This is a genomic window from Arthrobacter sp. U41 (assembly GCF_007679325.1).
GTDB lineage: Bacteria > Actinomycetota > Actinomycetes > Actinomycetales > Micrococcaceae > Arthrobacter.
This window is the reverse complement of sequence record NZ_VEGI01000001.1, coordinates 205,514-223,112: the sequence shown is the minus strand read 5'-3', so window position 1 is coordinate 223,112 and position 17,599 is coordinate 205,514. Positions and strand designations below refer to the sequence as shown.

General features: G+C 67.1%; 18 protein-coding genes. 6 read left to right on the top strand and 12 right to left on the bottom strand.

Going from position 1 to position 17,599, the window contains the following annotated elements; translation table 11 throughout:
• Window positions 1–142 precede the first annotated feature (142 nt).
• The gene (locus FS787_RS01040; RefSeq protein ID WP_144670274.1) at window positions 143–631 is read left to right on the top strand and encodes a pyridoxamine 5'-phosphate oxidase family protein; all 489 of its coding nucleotides are present in this window, start codon (window positions 143–145) and stop codon (window positions 629–631) included.
• Window positions 632–642: 11 nt separating this feature from the next.
• Complete coding sequence (locus FS787_RS01035) at window positions 643–1,344, top strand: hypothetical protein (protein ID WP_144670272.1); 702 nt, start codon at window positions 643–645, stop codon at window positions 1,342–1,344.
• Window positions 1,345–1,428: 84 nt separating this feature from the next.
• Here the strand turns inward: FS787_RS01035 and FS787_RS01030 are convergent, their stop codons facing one another.
• From FS787_RS01030 to FS787_RS01010, 5 genes are all read right to left on the bottom strand, one after another.
• A complete protein-coding gene (locus FS787_RS01030) occupies window positions 1,429–2,379 on the bottom strand; it encodes a DUF1254 domain-containing protein (protein WP_260982341.1) in 951 nt (316 codons plus the stop codon).
• 5 nt (window positions 2,380–2,384) lie between these two features.
• A complete protein-coding gene (locus tag FS787_RS01025; RefSeq protein ID WP_144670270.1) occupies window positions 2,385–3,050 on the bottom strand; it encodes a hypothetical protein in 666 nt (221 codons plus the stop codon).
• A gap of 123 nt (window positions 3,051–3,173) precedes the next feature.
• Window positions 3,174–4,025: a transglutaminase family protein gene (locus FS787_RS01020; protein WP_144670267.1), complete on the bottom strand. Its 852-nt coding sequence runs from the start codon at window positions 4,023–4,025 to the stop codon at window positions 3,174–3,176.
• Entirely contained in the window at window positions 4,022–4,948 is a 927-nt protein-coding gene (locus FS787_RS01015) for an alpha-E domain-containing protein (RefSeq protein ID WP_024366688.1), read from the bottom strand. The genes FS787_RS01020 and FS787_RS01015 overlap by 4 nt, the downstream gene beginning before the upstream one ends.
• Before the next feature lie 75 nt (window positions 4,949–5,023).
• Window positions 5,024–6,580 carry a circularly permuted type 2 ATP-grasp protein gene (locus tag FS787_RS01010; protein WP_144670265.1) on the bottom strand — a complete coding sequence of 519 codons (1,557 nt, stop codon included), beginning with the start codon at window positions 6,578–6,580 and terminating at the stop codon, window positions 5,024–5,026.
• A 177-nt stretch (window positions 6,581–6,757) separates the two neighbouring features.
• Here FS787_RS01010 and FS787_RS01005 point away from each other — a divergent pair, with 177 nt between their 5' ends.
• Both FS787_RS01005 and pepN read left to right on the top strand, forming a co-directional pair.
• Window positions 6,758–7,789, top strand: coding sequence for a YeiH family protein (locus FS787_RS01005; RefSeq protein WP_260982340.1), 1,032 nt, complete (start codon window positions 6,758–6,760; stop codon window positions 7,787–7,789).
• Window positions 7,790–7,793: 4 nt separating this feature from the next.
• Window positions 7,794–10,397, top strand: a complete 2,604-nt coding sequence (gene pepN, locus FS787_RS01000; protein WP_144670263.1) for an aminopeptidase N — start codon at window positions 7,794–7,796, stop codon at window positions 10,395–10,397.
• An 82-nt stretch (window positions 10,398–10,479) separates the two neighbouring features.
• Here the strand turns inward: pepN and FS787_RS00995 are convergent, their stop codons facing one another.
• From FS787_RS00995 to FS787_RS00975, 5 genes are all read right to left on the bottom strand, one after another.
• On the bottom strand, window positions 10,480–11,586 hold the full coding sequence (locus FS787_RS00995) for a biotin/lipoate A/B protein ligase family protein (RefSeq protein ID WP_144670260.1): 1,107 nt from the start codon (window positions 11,584–11,586) through the stop codon (window positions 10,480–10,482).
• Between the two features lie 109 nt (window positions 11,587–11,695).
• Window positions 11,696–11,953, bottom strand: coding sequence for a type B 50S ribosomal protein L31 (locus FS787_RS00990; protein ID WP_011691973.1), 258 nt, complete (start codon window positions 11,951–11,953; stop codon window positions 11,696–11,698).
• Between the two features lie 209 nt (window positions 11,954–12,162).
• Window positions 12,163–12,972, bottom strand: a complete 810-nt coding sequence (locus FS787_RS00985; protein ID WP_144670258.1) for an RNA methyltransferase — start codon at window positions 12,970–12,972, stop codon at window positions 12,163–12,165.
• 67 nt (window positions 12,973–13,039) lie between these two features.
• Window positions 13,040–13,825 carry a sulfite exporter TauE/SafE family protein gene (locus FS787_RS00980; protein WP_144670256.1) on the bottom strand — a complete coding sequence of 262 codons (786 nt, stop codon included), beginning with the start codon at window positions 13,823–13,825 and terminating at the stop codon, window positions 13,040–13,042.
• Between the two features lie 18 nt (window positions 13,826–13,843).
• Window positions 13,844–14,629, bottom strand: a complete 786-nt coding sequence (locus FS787_RS00975) for an ABC transporter ATP-binding protein (RefSeq protein ID WP_144670254.1) — start codon at window positions 14,627–14,629, stop codon at window positions 13,844–13,846.
• A 155-nt stretch (window positions 14,630–14,784) separates the two neighbouring features.
• Here FS787_RS00975 and serB point away from each other — a divergent pair, with 155 nt between their 5' ends.
• Entirely contained in the window at window positions 14,785–15,693 is a 909-nt protein-coding gene (gene serB / locus FS787_RS00970; RefSeq protein WP_144670251.1) for a phosphoserine phosphatase SerB, read from the top strand.
• A 101-nt stretch (window positions 15,694–15,794) separates the two neighbouring features.
• Here the strand turns inward: serB and FS787_RS00965 are convergent, their stop codons facing one another.
• Entirely contained in the window at window positions 15,795–16,547 is a 753-nt protein-coding gene (locus tag FS787_RS00965) for an SDR family oxidoreductase (RefSeq protein ID WP_144670249.1), read from the bottom strand.
• A gap of 179 nt (window positions 16,548–16,726) precedes the next feature.
• Between FS787_RS00965 and FS787_RS00960 the strand changes: the two genes are divergently transcribed.
• Window positions 16,727–17,104, top strand: coding sequence for a DUF5655 domain-containing protein (locus tag FS787_RS00960; RefSeq protein WP_260982339.1), 378 nt, complete (start codon window positions 16,727–16,729; stop codon window positions 17,102–17,104).
• Here the strand turns inward: FS787_RS00960 and FS787_RS00955 are convergent.
• Window positions 17,101–17,520 carry an Hsp20/alpha crystallin family protein gene (locus FS787_RS00955; protein ID WP_144670247.1) on the bottom strand — a complete coding sequence of 140 codons (420 nt, stop codon included), beginning with the start codon at window positions 17,518–17,520 and terminating at the stop codon, window positions 17,101–17,103. The genes FS787_RS00960 and FS787_RS00955 overlap by 4 nt on opposite strands.
• Between the last annotated feature and the right edge of the window lie 79 nt (window positions 17,521–17,599).

The window sequence follows — 17,599 nt, the reverse complement described above, 5'->3', positions numbered from 1 at the left end:
ACGCGACGCTCGTCAACGCTGACGATTGTGAAGCCAGAATACCCCGTGGCAGGTGCAAAGACCCGAGTAGTCGGACGATCAGCCCGGGATTGTGACCTTTTCCCCTACCCCGCTCCGGCCGGGCTGGCGTAGGCTCGGCGCCATGAGTACTGATCCCAACCCGGGCAAAAACCAGCAGGCACACGAAGTTGAGAATCTTGACAACCACGAATGCTGGCGTCTGTTACGCGGCGTCAGCGTGGGCCGGCTGGCGGTGTGGGTGGATGACCATCCCGATATCTTCCCAATCAACTACAAGGTGGACCACGGCACCCTGGTGTTCCGCACGGCGGACGGCACCAAACTGCAGGCAGCCACGGCAGACACTCCGGTGGCACTGGAGGCCGACGGCATTGACGCTGACACCGGCATCGCCTGGAGTGTGGTGATCAAGGGACAGGCCGCGCCGGTGAAGAACCAGCAGGAGGTCCTCGACACCGTGGGCTTGTTGCTGTTTCCGTGGCAGGCTGGCAAGAAGGAACACTTCGTCAGGATCACGCCGGACACTCTTACCGGCCGCCGCTTCAAGGTGGTCCCCCCGCTGACCTGGTGGACGCCGCTGGATGACGCCACCCGGTCCGGCCTCGAGTAGCGGAGTTCACCATGGCGACAAGCCAGGACAAGGAAGAGCAATCCGTTCTCGTCTCGAGTGACAACGCGCGCGGGAAGCACCACGCCGAGGTCCTCATCATGAACAGGGATGCAGACGGGCCCGGAGGATCGGGCCACTACTATAACTCCCTTGGGGTGGACGATGACGTCTCCGACAAGGACTTCGACGCGCGGTTCCGGGCACTCGATCCGGAGAAGCTGAGGAAGGAACACGGCGGAGACGGGGTCCGCTTCAACGGTCCGCGCCGATTCCTGGCCGACCGGTTCGAAGGTCAGGCCTTCGATGGGGGCAAGCTGAGCATGTTCGGCCCCCTGCCCATGTATTTGTATGGCACCTTCGTCGTTCCGGATTTCGACGCATTCATCGCTGGAAAGCAGACTCCCTACCGGGAGACGGTCTCCAAGCGCACCACCACATGGTTCTTCGAGGCCGGCTCAGAGGTTTACGAGCTGGTTTCCCCTGAGGAAATCGTGTTCGTCATGCAAAGCGCCTCGTTGAGAGTGGACCCCGACAACACTGTCGACAAGCTGCCGACACTCGACGAACGCCTGGCGTTGCCGGAGGGATGGACCTACCGGACCCGGACGCTCGAGAACGAACTTGTCATGCCGGCCATCTATGACAGTGACCCGCCAAACACGATTGTCCTCGACGAGCTCGAGAACAACTACCAGCGCCTCCGGACCGGATAGGCCGCGGACTGCGGCGCGAGCATAGATGATGTGGGCCCCGGGCTGTCTTGTGCCTGCGTCGTCCTGCGGCGTCAGCGCGGGACCTTAGACAGCGGGTTCGACGGGCGGGAACGTCCAGGATCCGTCGAGGACCTCGGGTCGTGGCTGATACAAACGCACGGTGTAGTTCCAGCCGTCCATCAGGTGCAGGCAGTTCGGCCGGCCATCGGAGCACGCTCCGAGGTGGACGACAACTGAACCGTCCGTCTCCTTCCGGGCCGTGAGCTGGTTGACGCTGCAGCGACCCTCGTTGCTTTCTTCGAAGAAGCCTTCTGCGTTGTAGAGCGAGATCGACCAGAATGCGTCAACCGGCACGTCACGGACAACGATGCGGTACCGGCCCACCGGGAGGCCAGGCTCGACGATCTGGTAGAACGTTTCCTGTTCGGGCAGACCTCCCCAGCCCACGGCCGTGCCGATGAGGTGCAGGACCGGATCGACGGTATCGCGGGAGCCGAACATCCCTTCCGTTCCGGACAGGGTTCGACCGAGTTCGGTGAGCGCGTCGCGGACCGTGTTGAACGACTCCTTGTCGTAGTCGGGGATTCTCAGCGGCTCGGCCGAGCCGGCGGTCACCTCCAAGCCGTCCTGGATGGCGTTCGCCTCAGCCACGTCGCTGGGGTCGGCCGGGTCGGCCAGCACGCGCATAACCAGGAGCACGTAGCGGGTACCGAAGTCGGCGGCCGTGAGCTTGTGGTCCCCTGGCGAGTGGATGACGCGGTTGATGAAGTGGTCCTGATTGACAACCGTTAGCGAGGCGTAGCGGCCGCTGCTGTCAGGCATGGTGACGGTGGCACCATCGGCGAGGTCGACCACGGCGAAGCTATAGAGTGTGTCGCGGTTCATCCGCACCACGGTCTGCTGATCGAGCGGCGTCGGCACCCGAATGTGCTGCCATCGGTTGACCCCACCGGCACCCACCATGATCGCCGCCATCATGCGGTTGGATTCGGCCCGCACGAACGTCTCGACGGTGACCCGGACCGTGTCGCCCACGCGGTTCAGTCCCAGGGGTCGAAGTTGGCGACGTCCCCGGTGCAACCCTGATACATGTTCTCCAGGTCGTCGGCGACGATGTGCGCCATCCCGTTGGTATCCAGGATCAGGTCCCGGTCGAGCGTCTTCGCCTTGAACTGCCATCCCCCGGCCAGCTCCAGCCGGTCACCGAGCGTCGGCAGATCGGCCTCAGTGAGGTCCGAAGCCTTGTGGTTGGTGTAGGTCTGCAAAACCCAGGTGACGCCTTCGGGTGAGCGGAGCAAAAAAACGGGCCGCCCGGCCAGGAATTCGTATGTGGAGACCCGGCTGATCTGACCGGGACGATAGGCGAGGGCAGCCTGGCCGGCTCCGGGGGTGAAGTTGACCGGCATCTGCATCCTGGCCACAAAGTTGAACTTGAGACCTTGAAGGTCGCGGGGTTCGCCGACCAGGGCGATGGTCAAGTGATCCATCATCCAGAACCGGCGCGGGTTCTTCCACACCGTATCCGACCCCGTCTCGCCGGCCAGCGCGTCGACATCGATTGCGTCGAACAGCTCCGGCGGGCACTGGTTGAGCCCGGTGGTGTTGAACACCTGGGCATCGAGACTCGCCGGTTGGCCTTTCATCAAGAAAATCTCACCTTGCGCGTACCCACGGGCATCGTTAACGTATGCGGATTTCTCGGTCACGATTCACACCTTTCGCCTCGCGGTCCACTGACAGCCTGCTACGGCTGAATCGACGGCAGTAGTGCCGAAGGTCACTGGATCCTTTGGCCCGGTGATGCCGAAACCTGGGATGCGAAAGGGGAATCAGGCCAGGCGCGTGATCTCCACCGTCACGCTGAGGGCGGAGCCGCCGCCGCCGGACAGGATTCCCTTGAGCGGGGGCACGTCGCGGTAATCCCGGCCACGGGCCACGGTCACGTGGAAGTCGCCGGCCGGTTTGTGGTTGGTGGGGTCCCAGCTGCGCCATTCGCCGTCCCACCATTCCAGCCAGGCGTGCGACTGTCCCGCGACCGTCTCGCCGAGGTCCGCCGTCGACCGCGGGTGCAGGTAGCCGGACACATACCGGGCCGGAATGCCCCGGCTCCGCAGCGCGCCGATGGCCAGGTGCGCCAGGTCCTGACAGACACCCTGGCGCTGGTTCCAGGCCTGCTCGGCGTTTGTGGTGACGCCGGTGGAGCCCTTCATATAGGTCATTTCGCCGCGCATCCATTCGAAGACCGCCATGGCGGCCTCGTGCGGGTTGCGGTCCCCGACGACGCCGGGAATGATCCCGAGCACTTCGGTGCCCGGCCCGGTGAGCTGCGACTGCGGGATCCAGTCGCTGAACTTGTTGAGGGTGTCCGGGGAGACGAGGACGTCCCAGCCGACGATGTCCGCCTCGGCCGGGATCCGCTCCACCCGGTGCACCTCGACCGTGGTGGTGGACAGGACTTCCAGGTGCTCGTGCGGCATCTGCATGTCGAATGCGGTGACCCGGGTGCCCCAGTAGTCGCGGTAGCTGCTCAGCGACGCCTGGGACGGTGAGACCTTCAGCGAGGACTCCAGCACCACCTGCTGGGGATCGGTCAGCGGGGTCATGCGGGCCTCGTTGTAGGAGAGCGTGACCCGCTTGTTGTACTTGTACGCCGTCTTGTGGATGATGCTCAGCCGGGTCATGAAACTTCTCCCACCCAGGCCAGTTCGTCTGCCTGATTGAAGTACTTACGGGAAATGGCGTCCGACGCCTGCGAGACAGCCTTCTGGACACGTTCCATGTGCTCCGGCAACTCCGACATCAGGTCGTCGGTGCGGTGGAACTCGAGGAAGGTGCGGGCCTGGCCCACGATCCGCCGGGCGTCGTTGATGAAGCCGACGCGCTGGGCCGAGGGGTCCAGCTTCGCGAGGCATTCGTCGGCGTCACGCAGCGCGTACACGATGGAGCGCGGGAACAGGCGGTCCAGGAGCAGGAACTCGGCGGCGTGCTGGTCGCCAAAGGCTGCCCGGCGGGTCCGCAGGAACGATTCGTAGGCGCCGGCGCAGCGGAGCATGTTCACCCACGACATCCCGGCGGAGAGCACGTCCCGGGTGGAGAGCATCCGGGCGGTCATGTCGGCGCGTTCCAGCGAGCGGCCCAGGACCAGGAACTGCCAGCTTTCGTCGTGGCTGACCGTGGTGTCCGCCAGGCCGCTGACCATGGCCGTTCGTTCCAGCACCCAGTTGCAGAAGCGGTAGGTGCCCACCACGTCCTTGCGGTGCTGGTTGAGCCCGTAATACGTGGTGTTCAGGCTCTCCCAGAGCCCGGACGACACGGTTTCCCGGGCTCGGCGGGCGTTCTCCCGCGCCGCGCCGAGGGAACCTGCGATCGACGTGGCGCTCTGCTTGTCGTAGGCGAGGGCGTTGAGCAGTTCGGGCAGGCCGAAGTCCTCGCTCTGCGCCCGGGCGCCCATCACGGCCAGGAGCTCCTGCGCCACGCTGCGCTGTTCCTCCATGGGCAGGTGGTTGAGCCGCTCAAGGTGGACATCGAGGATCCGGGCGGTGCCGTCGGCCCGTTCCACGTAGCGGCCGATCCAAAACAGTGACTCGGCGATACGGCTAAGCATTCGCGGTTACCTCCAGCGCATCGGAAATCTGAAAAGGGCAGGGCAGCGGAAAAGCGGGTGGCACGGTGCCGGGGATCATTGCTGCTGCTCCTTCTGGCTGTCGCGCCAGTTGCTCTCGACGGGCCAGACGGAGACCCGTTCGCGGACCGTGATGGCCGGGCGGGGCAGGGTCTCCACGGGCACCTCAGGGGAATCCGCCAACACCCAGGTGTCCTTGGAACCGCCGCCCTGGCTGGAGTTCACGATCAGGGACCCTTCCTTGAGCGCCACCCGGGTCAGGCCGCCGGGGAGGACCCAGACGTCGTCGCCGTCGTTGACCGCGAAGGGGCGCAGGTCCACGTGCCGTGGGCCGAATTTGTCGCCGCTGAGCGTGGGCACCGTGGACAGCTGCAGGACCGGCTGCGCGATCCAGCCGCGGGGGTCCGCGACGACGCGCTTGCGCAGGGCGGCCAGTTCCTCCTTGGAGGCGTCCGGGCCGATCACCAGGCCCTTGCCGCCGGAACCGTCCACGGGCTTGACCACCAGTTCGTCCAGCCGGTCCAGGACCTCTTCCCGGGCTTCCTTCTCTTCCAGCCGGAACGTGTCCACGTTGGCGATCACGGGCTCTTCGTTGAGGTAGTAGCGGATCAGGTCCGGGACGTAGCTGTAGACCAGCTTGTCGTCGGCGACGCCGTTGCCCACGGCGTTGGCGATGGTGACGCCGCCGGCGCGGGCCGCGTTGACCAGGCCCGGGCAGCCGAGCATGGAGTCGGCCCGGAACTGCAGCGGGTCCAGGAATTCGTCGTCGATGCGCTTGTAGATCACGTCGACGCGCTGCTCTCCGGCGGTGGTGCGCATGTAGACGCGGTTGCCGCGGCAGATGAGGTCGCGTCCCTCGACGAGTTCCACGCCCATGAGGCCGGCGAGAAGGGTGTGTTCGAAGTAGGCGCTGTTGAAGACGCCGGGGGTCAGGACCACCACGGTGGGGTCGTCTACGCCGGACGGTGCCGTTTTGCGCAAGGCGGAGAGGAGCCGGCGCGGGTATTCCTCGACCGGCCGGATGAGCTGCTGGCCGAACGCCTCGGGCAGGCCCTTGGCCATGGCGCGGCGGTTCTCCAGGACGTAGCTGACACCGGAGGGGACGCGGACGTTGTCCTCGAGGACACGGAAGGTCCCGGCGGCGTCGCGGACGACGTCGATCCCGGAAATGTGCACGCGGACGCCGCCGGCCGGCTCGAAGCCGTGCACCTGGCGGTGGAAGTGGGCGCTGGTGGTGACGAGCTGGCGCGGGATGACGCCGTCGGTCACCACGGCCATTTTGTCGTAGACGTCGTTGAGGAACGCCTCGAGCGCCCGCACGCGCTGCGCGACGCCCTGCTCCAGCACGGTCCACTCATCGGCCGGGATAACACGCGGCACGATGTCGAGCGGGAAGGGCCGCTCCTCCCCCGCGAAGTCGAACGTGACGCCGCGGTCCAGGAAGGTCCGTGCCATGGAATCCGCGCGGGCGGTGACATCAGCGAGCGAGAGTTCACGCAGGGCCCCGGCAACCTGCCCGTACGACTTCCTGGGCTCCTGCCCGGGGGTGAACATCTCGTCGTAGGCGCCGGTGCGTTCGGCGGCCACGGAGTAATCCTGAAATAGGTCAGACATGCTCACTAGACAATCACCTTTTTGTTGCGAAATCATTTCCATGCCCGCTGGAGCGTGGCGCCGGGCAGCGGGAACCGACCGGGCGTGGCGTCGAGTCGGCGGGAAACCCGGGTTGACCGCTGGGCGGCCGCCGTGGCGCGTGCGGGCTTTTCCGAGCGGTTGGGGCAAAGTTGGTGCGTGCCACTGTTAACTCTCCGCCCGCTTCTGAGGGCCCGGCCGCTGCCCGGCCTGGTTCCCGGACTGCTGGCCGCGGCAGCCGCCGTCGTGCTGTCCCTTGCCGTCCACACCCTGGTTCCCGTGCTCCCGGCGATGACCCTGGCCGTGGCGTTCGGGCTCTTCGCCGCCAACATACCGGGGCTGTCCGGCTGGACGGCGGGCCCGGGCCGGCCGGGCCTGGACTTCGCCGGCAAACACCTGATGCGCGCCGGGATCGTGGTCCTGGGCCTGAAGGTCAGCCTCGTGGACGTGCTGGGCCTGGGCTGGAGCGCACTTCTGCTGATCACGGGCGTGGTGCTGGCCGCGTTCGCCGGAACCTACGCCATCAGCAGGCTGTTCCGGCTGCCGCCGCACGTGTCGCTGCTGATCGCCACCGGCTTCTCCATTTGCGGGGCTTCGGCCATTGGCGCGATGGCCGCGGTGCGCCGGATCCGGCAGCACGACACCGTGCTCCCGGTGGCCCTGGTGACCCTGTGCGGCACCCTGGCGATCGGTGTGCTGCCGCTGCTCATCCGGCCGCTGGGCCTCTCCCCGGAGGTTTTCGGGGCCTGGGCCGGGGCGTCCGTGCACGACGTCGGACAGGTGGTGGCCACCGCGCAGACCGCCGGGGCCACGGCGCTGGCGGTCGCCGTCGTCGTCAAACTCACCCGCGTGATCCTCCTGGCCCCCATGGTCGCCGCCGCCGGCCTCCACCACCGCAGCACCGCCGACGCCGGCACCGGCCTGAAGCGGCCGCCCATCGTCCCGCTGTTCGTCCTCGGTTTCGTCGCCCTCGCGGCCCTGCGCACCACCGGATGGCTCTCCCCCGCCGTGCTCGACGCCGCCGCGGTTCTTCAGGACATCCTGCTGGGGATGGCGCTGTTCGGCCTCGGATCGGCGGTGCGGGTAGGCCAGCTGATCCACACCGGGGCGCGGGCATTGCTGGCCGCCTTGGCGTCCTGGTTGCTGATTGCCGCGCTGGGGCTGGGCGCCGCGTTCCTCATGATTAGATAGCTGGGTGTCGAACCAGAACCTGCGCCGCGATGAAGCCGCAACCCGCTCAGCCCTGATCACCACCCACAGCTACGACGTCTCCCTGGACGTCCGCCAGGCTGCGGATCCGGAGGTCGCCGGGTACACGAGCCGCAGCGTCATCAACTTCTCCGCTGACGAACCCGGGTCCTCCACGTTCCTGGACTTCATTAGCAGCCAGGTGCACAGCGTCTTCCTCAACGGCAAGGGACTCCCGGGCGCCGACGTCGTGGACGGCTCCCGGATCCGGCTGGACAACCTCCAGGCGGAGAACCAGGTCACGGTCACGGGCACCGCGCTGTACAGCACCTCCGGAGAAGGCATGCACCGCTTCTTCGACCCCGCGGACGGCCAGTGCTACCTCTACACCCAGTACGAGCCGGCCGACGCCCGCCGGGTCTTCGCCAACTTTGAGCAGCCCGACCTGAAGGCGGAATTCACGTTCCACGTCATGGCGCCCTCCGCCTGGCAGGTATCCTCCAACGGCGTTGAAACCCTGCGCACGCAGCTCACCAGCGATCCGGACACCAGCCGCTGGGACTTCGCCCCCACGAAGGCGATGTCCACCTACATCACCACGGTGCTGGCCGGCCCGTACTTCAAGGCCGAGGACTCCTGGCGCGGGACGCTCACGGACGGGTCCGTCCTGGACGTTCCGCTGGCCCTGTACTGCCGCGCCTCGATGGCGCCGTCCTTCGACCCCGGGGCACTCTTCACCCTCACCAAAAACGGCCTGGACTTCTTCAACGAGCTCTTCGACTTCCCGTACCCGTGGGGCAAGTACGACCAGGCCTTCGTGCCCGAATACAACCTCGGCGCCATGGAGAACCCGGGCCTGGTGACGTTCACGGAAAACTACGTCTTCACCTCGCGGGCGGCCGATTCGCAGTACCAGGCCCGCGCCAACACCCTGCTGCACGAGATGGCCCACATGTGGTTCGGCGACCTCGTCACGATGCAGTGGTGGAACGACCTGTGGCTCAAGGAGTCCTTCGCGGACTACATGGGCACCCTCGGCGTGGACCGCACCACGGACTGGGACACAGCCTGGGTGAACTTCGCCAACAACCGCAAGGCGTGGGCGTACGTGCAGGACCAGCTGCCGACGACGCACCCGATCGTCGCCGACATCCCCGACCTTGAGGCAGCCAAGCAGAACTTCGACGGCATCACCTACGCCAAGGGCGCCTCGGTGCTCAAGCAGCTGGTTGCCTATGTGGGGTTCGAGGCTTTCGTCGAGGGGTCGCGCCGGTACTTCAAGGACCACGCCTACGGGAACACCACCCTGGCGGACCTGCTGGCCGCGCTCAGCGCCGCCTCCGGCCGGGACCTCGCGGACTGGGCGCGCCAGTGGCTGCAGACCTCGGGCATCTCGACCCTCACCGCCGGGATCGAAGAGTACGACGGCGTCCTCCGTGCCGTCACGCTCCACCAGGACGCCCAAGACCCGACGACGGGCCGGCAGGAGCCGCGGCCGCACCGGTTGCGGATCGGCCTGTACGAGATGGACGACGCCGGCGCCCTGGTCCGCACGGACAGCGTCGAGACCGACGTGACCGGCGCCCGGACGGACGTGCCCGCCCTTGCCGGCAAGCCGCGGCCGGCCCTGCTGCTGGTCAACGACGACGACCTCAGCTACGCCAAGGTGCGGCTGGACCCGCGCTCCGAAGCCACGGTCCGGAGCTCGCTCAGTTCACTCACCGATCCGATGGCCCGGGCCCTGTGCTGGACCGCGCTGTGGGATTCGGCGCGTGACGCCGTCACGCCGTCGGCCCTGTATGTGGACGCCGTGCAGCGCTTCGGCCCCGCGGAGACCGGCATCGGTGTGCTGCTGAACGTCCTGGGCAACGCGTCCACGGCGATCGAACGCTACGTCCCGGAGGCGAAGCGGGCCGGTGTCCGCGGCGGTTTCCTCTCCGTGGCGGCCGACGAGCTCCAGCGCGCCGCGCCGGGGTCCGACCAGCAGCTGGCGTGGGCACGCACCGTTGCCGCGACCAGCCGGTTCGACGGCAGCCGGCTGGACCTGGTCCGCGGGATTCTCGACGGCAGCACGGTTATCGACGGCCTGTCCGTGGATGCGGAACTCCGCTGGAACCTCTGGCACGCCCTCGCCGCCAACGGGCAGGCCACCACGGAACAGCTCGACGGGGAACTGGCCGGGGACAACACCGCCGCCGGCAAGTCCGGGCACGCCACCGCCCTCGCAGCCCGCCCGGATGCGGCGGTCAAGGAGGCAGCCTGGACTGAGGCGGTGCATGGCACCTCCCTGTCCAACCAGCTCCTCAGCGCGACCATCGCCGGCTTCAACACCGGCCCCGCGGCGCTGCTGCAGGGCTTCATCGACCGCTATTTCGCATGCCTGGAGGACGTGTGGGCCGGGCGCAGCATCGAGATCGCCAGCCGGATTGTCCGCGGGCTCTACCCGGCAGGGCAGGACCTCGACGGCGGCACCCCGGACTCGCACCCGGTGATCATCCGGACGAATGAGTGGCTTGCCGGGCATCAGGACGCCCCGCGGGCCCTGCGCCGCATCATTATCGAACAGCGCAGCCACCTTCACCGCTCGCTCACGGCGCAGGCCCTGAGCTAACCCACCGCGTCCGCTGCTCCGTAACTGCCCTTTTGACGGCTCATAAGGGCCGTTGCGGAGCAATCGACGGGACATCGAGGTCTTAGGGGACCCGGTGCAGCCACTCTTCGGTGCCGAATTTGGCCTCGACCCGCTGCCGGGCCGCGGCGATTTCTCCGTCAGTGAGCTCCGACGGCGTCGCCGCGTAGCGTTCCGCGAAGACGTCCATCATGGCCGCGACGATCTCGGCCCGCGCCAGGCCCGTCTGCCGGCGCAGCGGATCCACCCGCTTCTTCGCGCTCCGAGTGCCCTTGTCGGAGAGCTTCTCCTTGCCGATCCGCAGGACCTCCACCATCTTGTCGGCGTCGATGTCGTAGCTCATGGTGACGTGGTGCAGCATGCCGCCGTTCGCGAGCCGCTTTTGCGCGGCTCCGCCGATCTTCCCCTGTTCGGTGGCGATGTCGTTCAAGGGAACGTAGAAGGCGTTGATGCCCATTTTCTCGAGGGCCGCCATCACCCAGGCATCCAGGAAGCCGTAGGAATCGGCGAAGCTGACGCCGTCCACCAGGGTCTGCGGCACGTACAGGGAGTACGTGATGCAGTTACCGGCTTCCATGAACATCGCTCCCCCGCCGCTGATCCGGCGGACCACGCTGATGCCGTGGCGTTCGACGCCGGCGGGATCCAGTTCGTTGCGGACGGACTGGAAGCTGCCGATCACCACGGACGGTTCTTCCCAGTCCCAGAACCGCAGCGTCGGGTTGCGGCGGCCCGCGCCGACCTCTTCGGTGAGGACCTCGTCGAGGGCCACGTTGACGTGGGTGGGCAGCACGGAGGGCCCGATGATGTTCCAGTGATGGTCCGCCCAGCCGGTGGCCTTGACCAGGGCGCGGCGGACGGTGACCGCCACGGCGTCGGCGGAAAAGCCGAACAGGACCGCGTCGGCGGGCAGGGCCGCTGCCACGGCGGCGGAGATGTCCGCCGCGCTGGCATCCGCCGGGAGGCCGGTGAGTGCCCGGTTGATCTCCAGCAGCGCCTCGTCGGGCTCCAGGAAGAAGTCGCCGCTGAGCGAGACGTTCGTCAGGACGCCGTCGACGACGTCGAAGTCGGCCACCACCAGTTTGCCGCCGGGGACCTTGTACTCCCCGTGGCGGCGGGTGCCGCCGTCGTCAGCGTTGCTGGGACCTGGAACGGGGCGAAGGGTCGTCATGACCTTAATCCTGCCACGCCCGGGCGTTCTGGAGGCACAGTGGCGCCGGACGCAAAAAGCCCGCACCGTCACCGGTGCGGGCTTTCCAAAAGACCTTGGGGAGAAGAAGTTACTTCTTGCCGCCGAAGCCCTTGAAGCGAGCGTTGAAGCGCTCGACGCGGCCTGCAGAGTCCATGATGCGCTGCTTGCCCGTGTAGAACGGGTGGGACTCGGAGGAGATTTCGACGTCGATGACCGGGTAGGTGTTTCCGTCTTCCCACTCGATGGTCTTCTTGGAAGACACGGTGGACTTGGTCAGGAACTTGACGCCGGAAGCCAGGTCGTTGAAAACAACAGCTTCGTACTTCGGGTGAGTATTAGACTTCATAATTGGACCTTTGTTCGCACAACTGGATTTTGCCAGTTGCCAGGTATGAATGGGATGGCCGGCGGAATGGACCGGACGGCCAGCTATCCATCATAGCGGAAAGTCAGCGCCTTCGCCGCCTGACCAGCGCTCCAGCCCAACAGTTCAGCCCAACAGTTCAGCCCAACAGTTCAGCCCAACAGTTCAGCCCAACGGTTCAGCCCTGCCGTTCAGTCCCTGGGACGCAACTCCCAGAACGCGACGGCGGACGCCGCCGCGACGTTGAGCGAGTCAACGCCCGCGCGCATGGGGATTTTCACGGCGAGGTCGACGGCGGCGAGGGTGCCCGCGCTCATCCCGGCGCCCTCGGTGCCAAGGACCAGCGCGAGTCTCTCCGGCTGGCGGGCGGCCAGCTCATCGAGGTCCACGGCGTCGCCGGTGAGTTCCATGGCGGCCACGGTAAAGCCCTGGTCCCGGAGCGCCTGCAGGTCCCCCGGCCAGTTCTCCAACCGGGCCCACGGCACCTGGAACACCGTTCCCATGCTGACCCGGACGCTGCGGCGGTACAGCGGATCCCCGCAGCGCGGCGAGACCAGGACGGCGTCGACGCCCAGCGCCGCGGCGGAGCGGAAGATCGCTCCGACGTTGGTGTGGTCCACAATGTCCTCCAGCACAGCGACCCGGCGCGCCCCGGCCAGGAGCTCGGGCAGCGGCACCGGGTCGGGGCGCTGCATGGCCGCCATCGCGCCGCGGTGGAGGTGGAAGCCGGTGATGTCCTCCAGGAGCGCGGCAGAGCCGATATAGACCGGAACGTCAGGGTGCTGCTCGAAGACGTCCGCGAGGTCCTCGAGCCACTTCTCGGCGAGGAAGAATGACCGCGGCCGGTGCCCCGCGGCCAGGGCGCGGCGGAGCACCCGGGAGGACTCGGCGATGTACATGCCCTCGGCGGGCTCCCGGAGTTTGCGCAGGTGCACATCGGTGAGCCGGGTGTAGTCGGAGACCCGCGGGTCGTCGGCGGAGTCAAGGTGGTGGAAAGTCACTGGCGGGCCATTTCAGCGGGAGGTATCAGCGGAAGTTTGGGGGCGGTTCAGGAGTCAAGGGACCGGGTCACGTGAACAGGTTGGCAACCATGAAACCCAGGGCGACCAGGCCGAGGACGAAGATGACCCCGCGCAGAACCACCGGGGACAGCCGGCGGCCCACTTTGGAGCCGATCACACCGCCGATCAGCGAGCTCACGGCGATCAGTCCTACGACGGTCCAGTCGATCCGGCCGAACGCGAAGAGGAGGTAGGAGATTGCGGCGACGATGTTCACGCCGAGGACCAGGATGTTCTTCATGGCGTTGGCGTTCTGCATGGTCCCGGTCATAAAGACGCCCAGGATCCCGACCAGCAAGATGCCCTGGGCTGCGACGAAGTATCCGCCGTACACGCCGGCGAGGTAGACGAGGACCAACAGGAGGACGCCGTGGCCGCGGTCCCGGATGGCGTGCTCGGGGTTCTGTTCCCGGTTCCGGACCCACTGCTGCAGCCGGGGCTGGAAGGCCACCATCAGCAGGGCGAGCACGATCAGGACGGGGGCTGCGTAGTGGAAGACTTCCTCGGGCAGGTGCAGCAGCAGGTAGGCCCCGGTGATGCCGCCGAGGAGCGAGGCGGGCAGCAGTTTAAGCAGCTGCTTTCCGCGTCCGGTGAGCTCCTTCCGGTAGCCCCACGCGCCGGTGGCGTTCCCGGCCACGAGGCCCATCGCGTTGCTGATGGACGCGGTGACGGGCGCGTAGCCGAGGGCGATCAGCACCGGGAAGGTCACCAGGGTGCCGGAACCGACGACGCTGTTGATGGTGCCGGCCCACAGCCCGGCAAAGAAAATGAAGACGCTACTGAGGAACTCCACGCGCGGTCAGCGGCGCGCTCAGCGGCGGGCGGTGGCCGTGTACCGGCCGGCGGTGACACTGACGTCCAGCGGCAGCCCGAAGGTCTCGCTCAGGTTCTCCGCGGTGAGGACGCCTTCGATCGGGCCCTGGGCCACCACACGGCCGTCGCGCAGCAGCATGGCGTGCGTGAAACCGGGCGGGACCTCTTCGAGGTGGTGGGTGACCAGGACGATCGCCGGGGCGGCCTCGTCGCGGGCCAGTTCACTGAGCCGGTAGACGAGGTCCTCGCGGCCGGCCAGGTCCAGTCCGGCGGCGGGTTCGTCGAGGAGCAGCAGTTCAGGGTCGGTCATAAGGGCGCGGGCGATCTGCACGCGTTTGCGCTCACCCTCGGAGAGCGAGGCGAAGGGCCGGTTGAGCAGCGGGCCCATGCCCCACTCGTTCAGCAGGGAGAAGGCGCGGCGTTCGTCGTCCTTTTCGTAGCCCTCGCGCCAGCGTCCGGTGACCCCGTAGGCGGCCGTCACGACGACGTTGAGGACCTTCTCGTGTTCCGGGATCTGGTTGGCCAGGGCTGCCGAGGACAGGCCGATGCGGGGCCGGAGCTCGAACACGTCGACGGCGCCGAGAATCTCCTCGAGGATGCCGGCCATCCCGGTGGTGGGGTGGAGCCGCGCTGCGGCAATCTGCAGCAGAGTGGTCTTGCCGGCGCCGTTGGGGCCCAGGATCACCCAGCGCTCCCCTTCCCGGACCTGCCAGTCGACCTTGTCCAGGAGGGTTTTTGCCCCACGCACAACGCTGACGGCGGCCAATTCAAGAACATCACTCATAGGAGTAGACACTAGGACATAAAAGCGGGCGACTGATAACCGGAACGCCGGGCCCGCCCCGGGTGCGGGCCCGGCACCCTGGGCCGGGCCGCGGAGGTGTCACCGGAGCGCAACGAATTCGGATCCCGATCCGCCTGATCGCTAGGATTGTAGCCATGACCCTCAACGTGACCGCAGTGAGCTATGCCCCGAAACTGACCCTTCCCGAGGTGCAGCGGCTCCGGTCACTGCTCACCGCGTCGGGACTGACCCTCGGCGCCGAAACGCGCACCGGCGACTCCCGCTACGAGGTGTACACGGCAGACGGCAGCGTTGACCCGGCCGCCGGGGCGGATGACGGTGAGGCAGCACTCGCAGGACTCCGCGGCGCGGCGGCCGTAAACCTCCCCGCCGGAGTGGACACGGCAATTGTCCCCACCTCGCTCCGGAATGCGCAGCGGAAGTTCCTCATCTTGGATGTGGATTCCACCCTGATCCAGGAGGAGGTGATCGAACTCCTGGCCGCCTACGCCGGCAAGCGTGAAGAAGTGACTGAGGTGACGGAGGCCGCGATGCGCGGCGAGCTGGATTTCGCCGAGAGCCTGCACGCACGGGTGGCGGTGCTCGCCGGGCTGCCCGCCGACGTCGTCGATTCCGTCCGTGCCGAAGTGACCCTGAGCCACGGCGCGGCGGAACTCGTGGCCGCTTTCCAGGCCGCGGGCCACGTGGTGGCCGTGATCTCCGGTGGCTTCAACCAGATCCTGCAGCCGATTGCCGAGGAACTGGGGCTCGACTACTGGGTGGCCAATGAACTCGAAATCGCCGACGGCGCCCTGACCGGGAAAGTGATCGGCGAGGTGATTGACCGGGCGGCGAAGGAGAAATACCTGCGCGAATGGGCCGCCCGGGAAGGCATCCCAATGGCCCACACGATTGCCGTGGGCGACGGCGCCAACGATCTGGACATGCTCGGTGCCGCGGGGATCGGCGTCGCATTCAACGCGAAGCCGGCCGTCCGCGCTGTGGCGGACGCCGCCGTGAACCTGCCGTACCTCGACGTCGTCCGGCACATCGCCGGCGTCTGAGGGATACTGCCCAATAGCGGGTCGCTGACCAACAAGGAAGGCCGGGGCGGTTTGCCCCGGCCTTCCTTTATTGCCATTTGTTCGGCCTGTACGGCCGGTCCTTAGCTGTTGCTCTTGTCGAAGTAGTCGGACCCGCCGACGTACTCGGTGTGGCCGGACTCGACGTCAGCGGTGACCATCTTGGCGACCTCGGCGGCGAACTCCGTGACCGAGTACAGTTTCCCGGCCTCGGCGCGGCGGGCTTCGATGGCGCCCGGGTTGGAGCGGTCCAGCAGGGTTGCCGTGACGGTCCCCTCGATCATGTCTCCGGAGACGACAACCAGGGAGATGCCCTTCTCGGCCAGGTTCGGAACCAGGGCGCGGAGTGCGTCCTCGCCTGCGCGCTTGCTGCGTGCCACCGGCTCGTAGTCCGGCATGGTGGGTACGGTGTTGATGAAGTGGGCCTGGTGGCTGGTCACGAAGACCACCCGGGACCCCTCGGGCATCAGCGGCACGGCGGCGTTGAGCATGTTCACCTGGGCGTCGCGGTTGAGCTTGAGGGCGTAGCCCTCCTCCATGCCGGATTCCATGCCCCCGGAGGCGTTCAGGACCAGGACGTCGAGGGAACCGAAGTTCTCCATCGCGGCGCTGGCCAGGGCCTGGACGCCTTCCTGGGTGGTGAGGTCGGCGCCCACGGCAGCGGCTCGGCCGCCGGCCGCCTCGATCTCGGCAACCACCTTGTTGGCACGCGGAGCCTTTTGGCGGTAATTCACGACGACGGCGGCGCCCTCGTCGGCGAGGATCTTGGCCACTTCAGCGCCGATGCCGCGCGATGAACCGGTCACAATCGCAGTCTTGTTCTCCAGCAGTCCCATACGAGCTCCTTTGTTCCAAACGTCCAAAAACGGTGGGTCTGCAGTCCATCATGCCAGCGGCGCCGGCCATTTCGGTTGTTCGGGTCCCACAAAGAAGCTACCGCAGGCTAGTTGCGGCACCGCCGCGGGCGTAGGCTCGCGGGCATGACATGGCCGAGTGAGCGGCAGCGGGAGGCACCGTGCCCCGGGGCCTGAGCGAGGAATCGACGCCGGAAGAGCTGTTCAGCGGATCGCCGCGCGGCTTGGAGCTGTTCCGCGCCGTGGAGCAGCTGCTTTCCACGCCTTCGCCGGCCGGAATCCGGGCAACGAGAAGCCAGGTGGCGTTCCGGGCGCGGCGGGGCTTCGCCTATGTGTGGTGGCCCGGCCGGTACGTGCATTCCGATGTCCCGGCCGTGCTGTCAATCGCGCTCCCGCGGCACGTGGAATCCCCGAGGTTCAAAGAGGTGGCCCACCCCTCCCCCGGAGTGTGGATGCATCACTTGGAGCTTCATGCGGTGGACGACCTGGACGGGGAGGTCCTGGACTGGCTGCGGGAGGCGAGGGCCAACGCCGGCTAGGTGTGGTCGATCCGGATTTTCTTCGCCGTGGTGTCCGGCGGCGTGGCCGGGGCGGGCGCACGGACTTCGAGGACACCGTCCTTGTAGGTGGCGGTGATGTCTTCTTCCTTGGCCCCCGGAGGCAGGGCGACGCTGCGCATGAACGAGCCGTAGCGGAACTCGGAACGGTACCCGTCCTTGCTCTTGTGCTCGATCTTCTCCTCGCGCTCGGCCCGGATGTGCAGCATGCCCTCGCTTACGGAGACATCGACGTCCCTGTCCGGATCGATTCCGGGAACTTCCGCCCGCACCACCAGGGTGTCGCCGTCCTGGAACTGCTCCACCTTGATGGACGGGGACATGGTGAGGTCGCCGTCCAGGAAACGCTTGATCGGCTCCAGCACGTCCGACGGCACCCACTTGTTAAGTTCAGCCATGATTGTCCTCCCGGATCCATGCCCCTGCCCGGTGCGGTGAGGGGCTGTAGCCCCATTACACACCCGGGAGGGCACACGG

Excerpts from the sequence above, each read along its gene's own strand:
- FS787_RS00965 (WP_144670249.1), bottom strand. The coding sequence starts at position 16,547 with ATGGGACTGCTGGAGAACAAGACTGCGATTGTGACCGGTTCATCGCGC.
- FS787_RS01010 (WP_144670265.1), bottom strand. The coding sequence starts at position 6,580 with ATGTCTGACCTATTTCAGGATTACTCCGTGGCCGCCGAACGCACCGGC.
- FS787_RS01020 (WP_144670267.1), bottom strand. The coding sequence starts at position 4,025 with ATGACCCGGCTGAGCATCATCCACAAGACGGCGTACAAGTACAACAAG.
- FS787_RS01015 (WP_024366688.1), bottom strand. The coding sequence starts at position 4,948 with ATGCTTAGCCGTATCGCCGAGTCACTGTTTTGGATCGGCCGCTACGTG.
- FS787_RS01040 (WP_144670274.1), top strand. The coding sequence starts at position 143 with ATGAGTACTGATCCCAACCCGGGCAAAAACCAGCAGGCACACGAAGTT.
- FS787_RS00975 (WP_144670254.1), bottom strand. The coding sequence starts at position 14,629 with ATGAGTGATGTTCTTGAATTGGCCGCCGTCAGCGTTGTGCGTGGGGCA.
- FS787_RS01035 (WP_144670272.1), top strand. The coding sequence starts at position 643 with ATGGCGACAAGCCAGGACAAGGAAGAGCAATCCGTTCTCGTCTCGAGT.
- FS787_RS00990 (WP_011691973.1), bottom strand. The coding sequence starts at position 11,953 with ATGAAGTCTAATACTCACCCGAAGTACGAAGCTGTTGTTTTCAACGAC.
- FS787_RS00995 (WP_144670260.1), bottom strand. The coding sequence starts at position 11,586 with ATGACGACCCTTCGCCCCGTTCCAGGTCCCAGCAACGCTGACGACGGC.
- serB (WP_144670251.1), top strand. The coding sequence starts at position 14,785 with ATGACCCTCAACGTGACCGCAGTGAGCTATGCCCCGAAACTGACCCTT.
- FS787_RS00955 (WP_144670247.1), bottom strand. The coding sequence starts at position 17,520 with ATGGCTGAACTTAACAAGTGGGTGCCGTCGGACGTGCTGGAGCCGATC.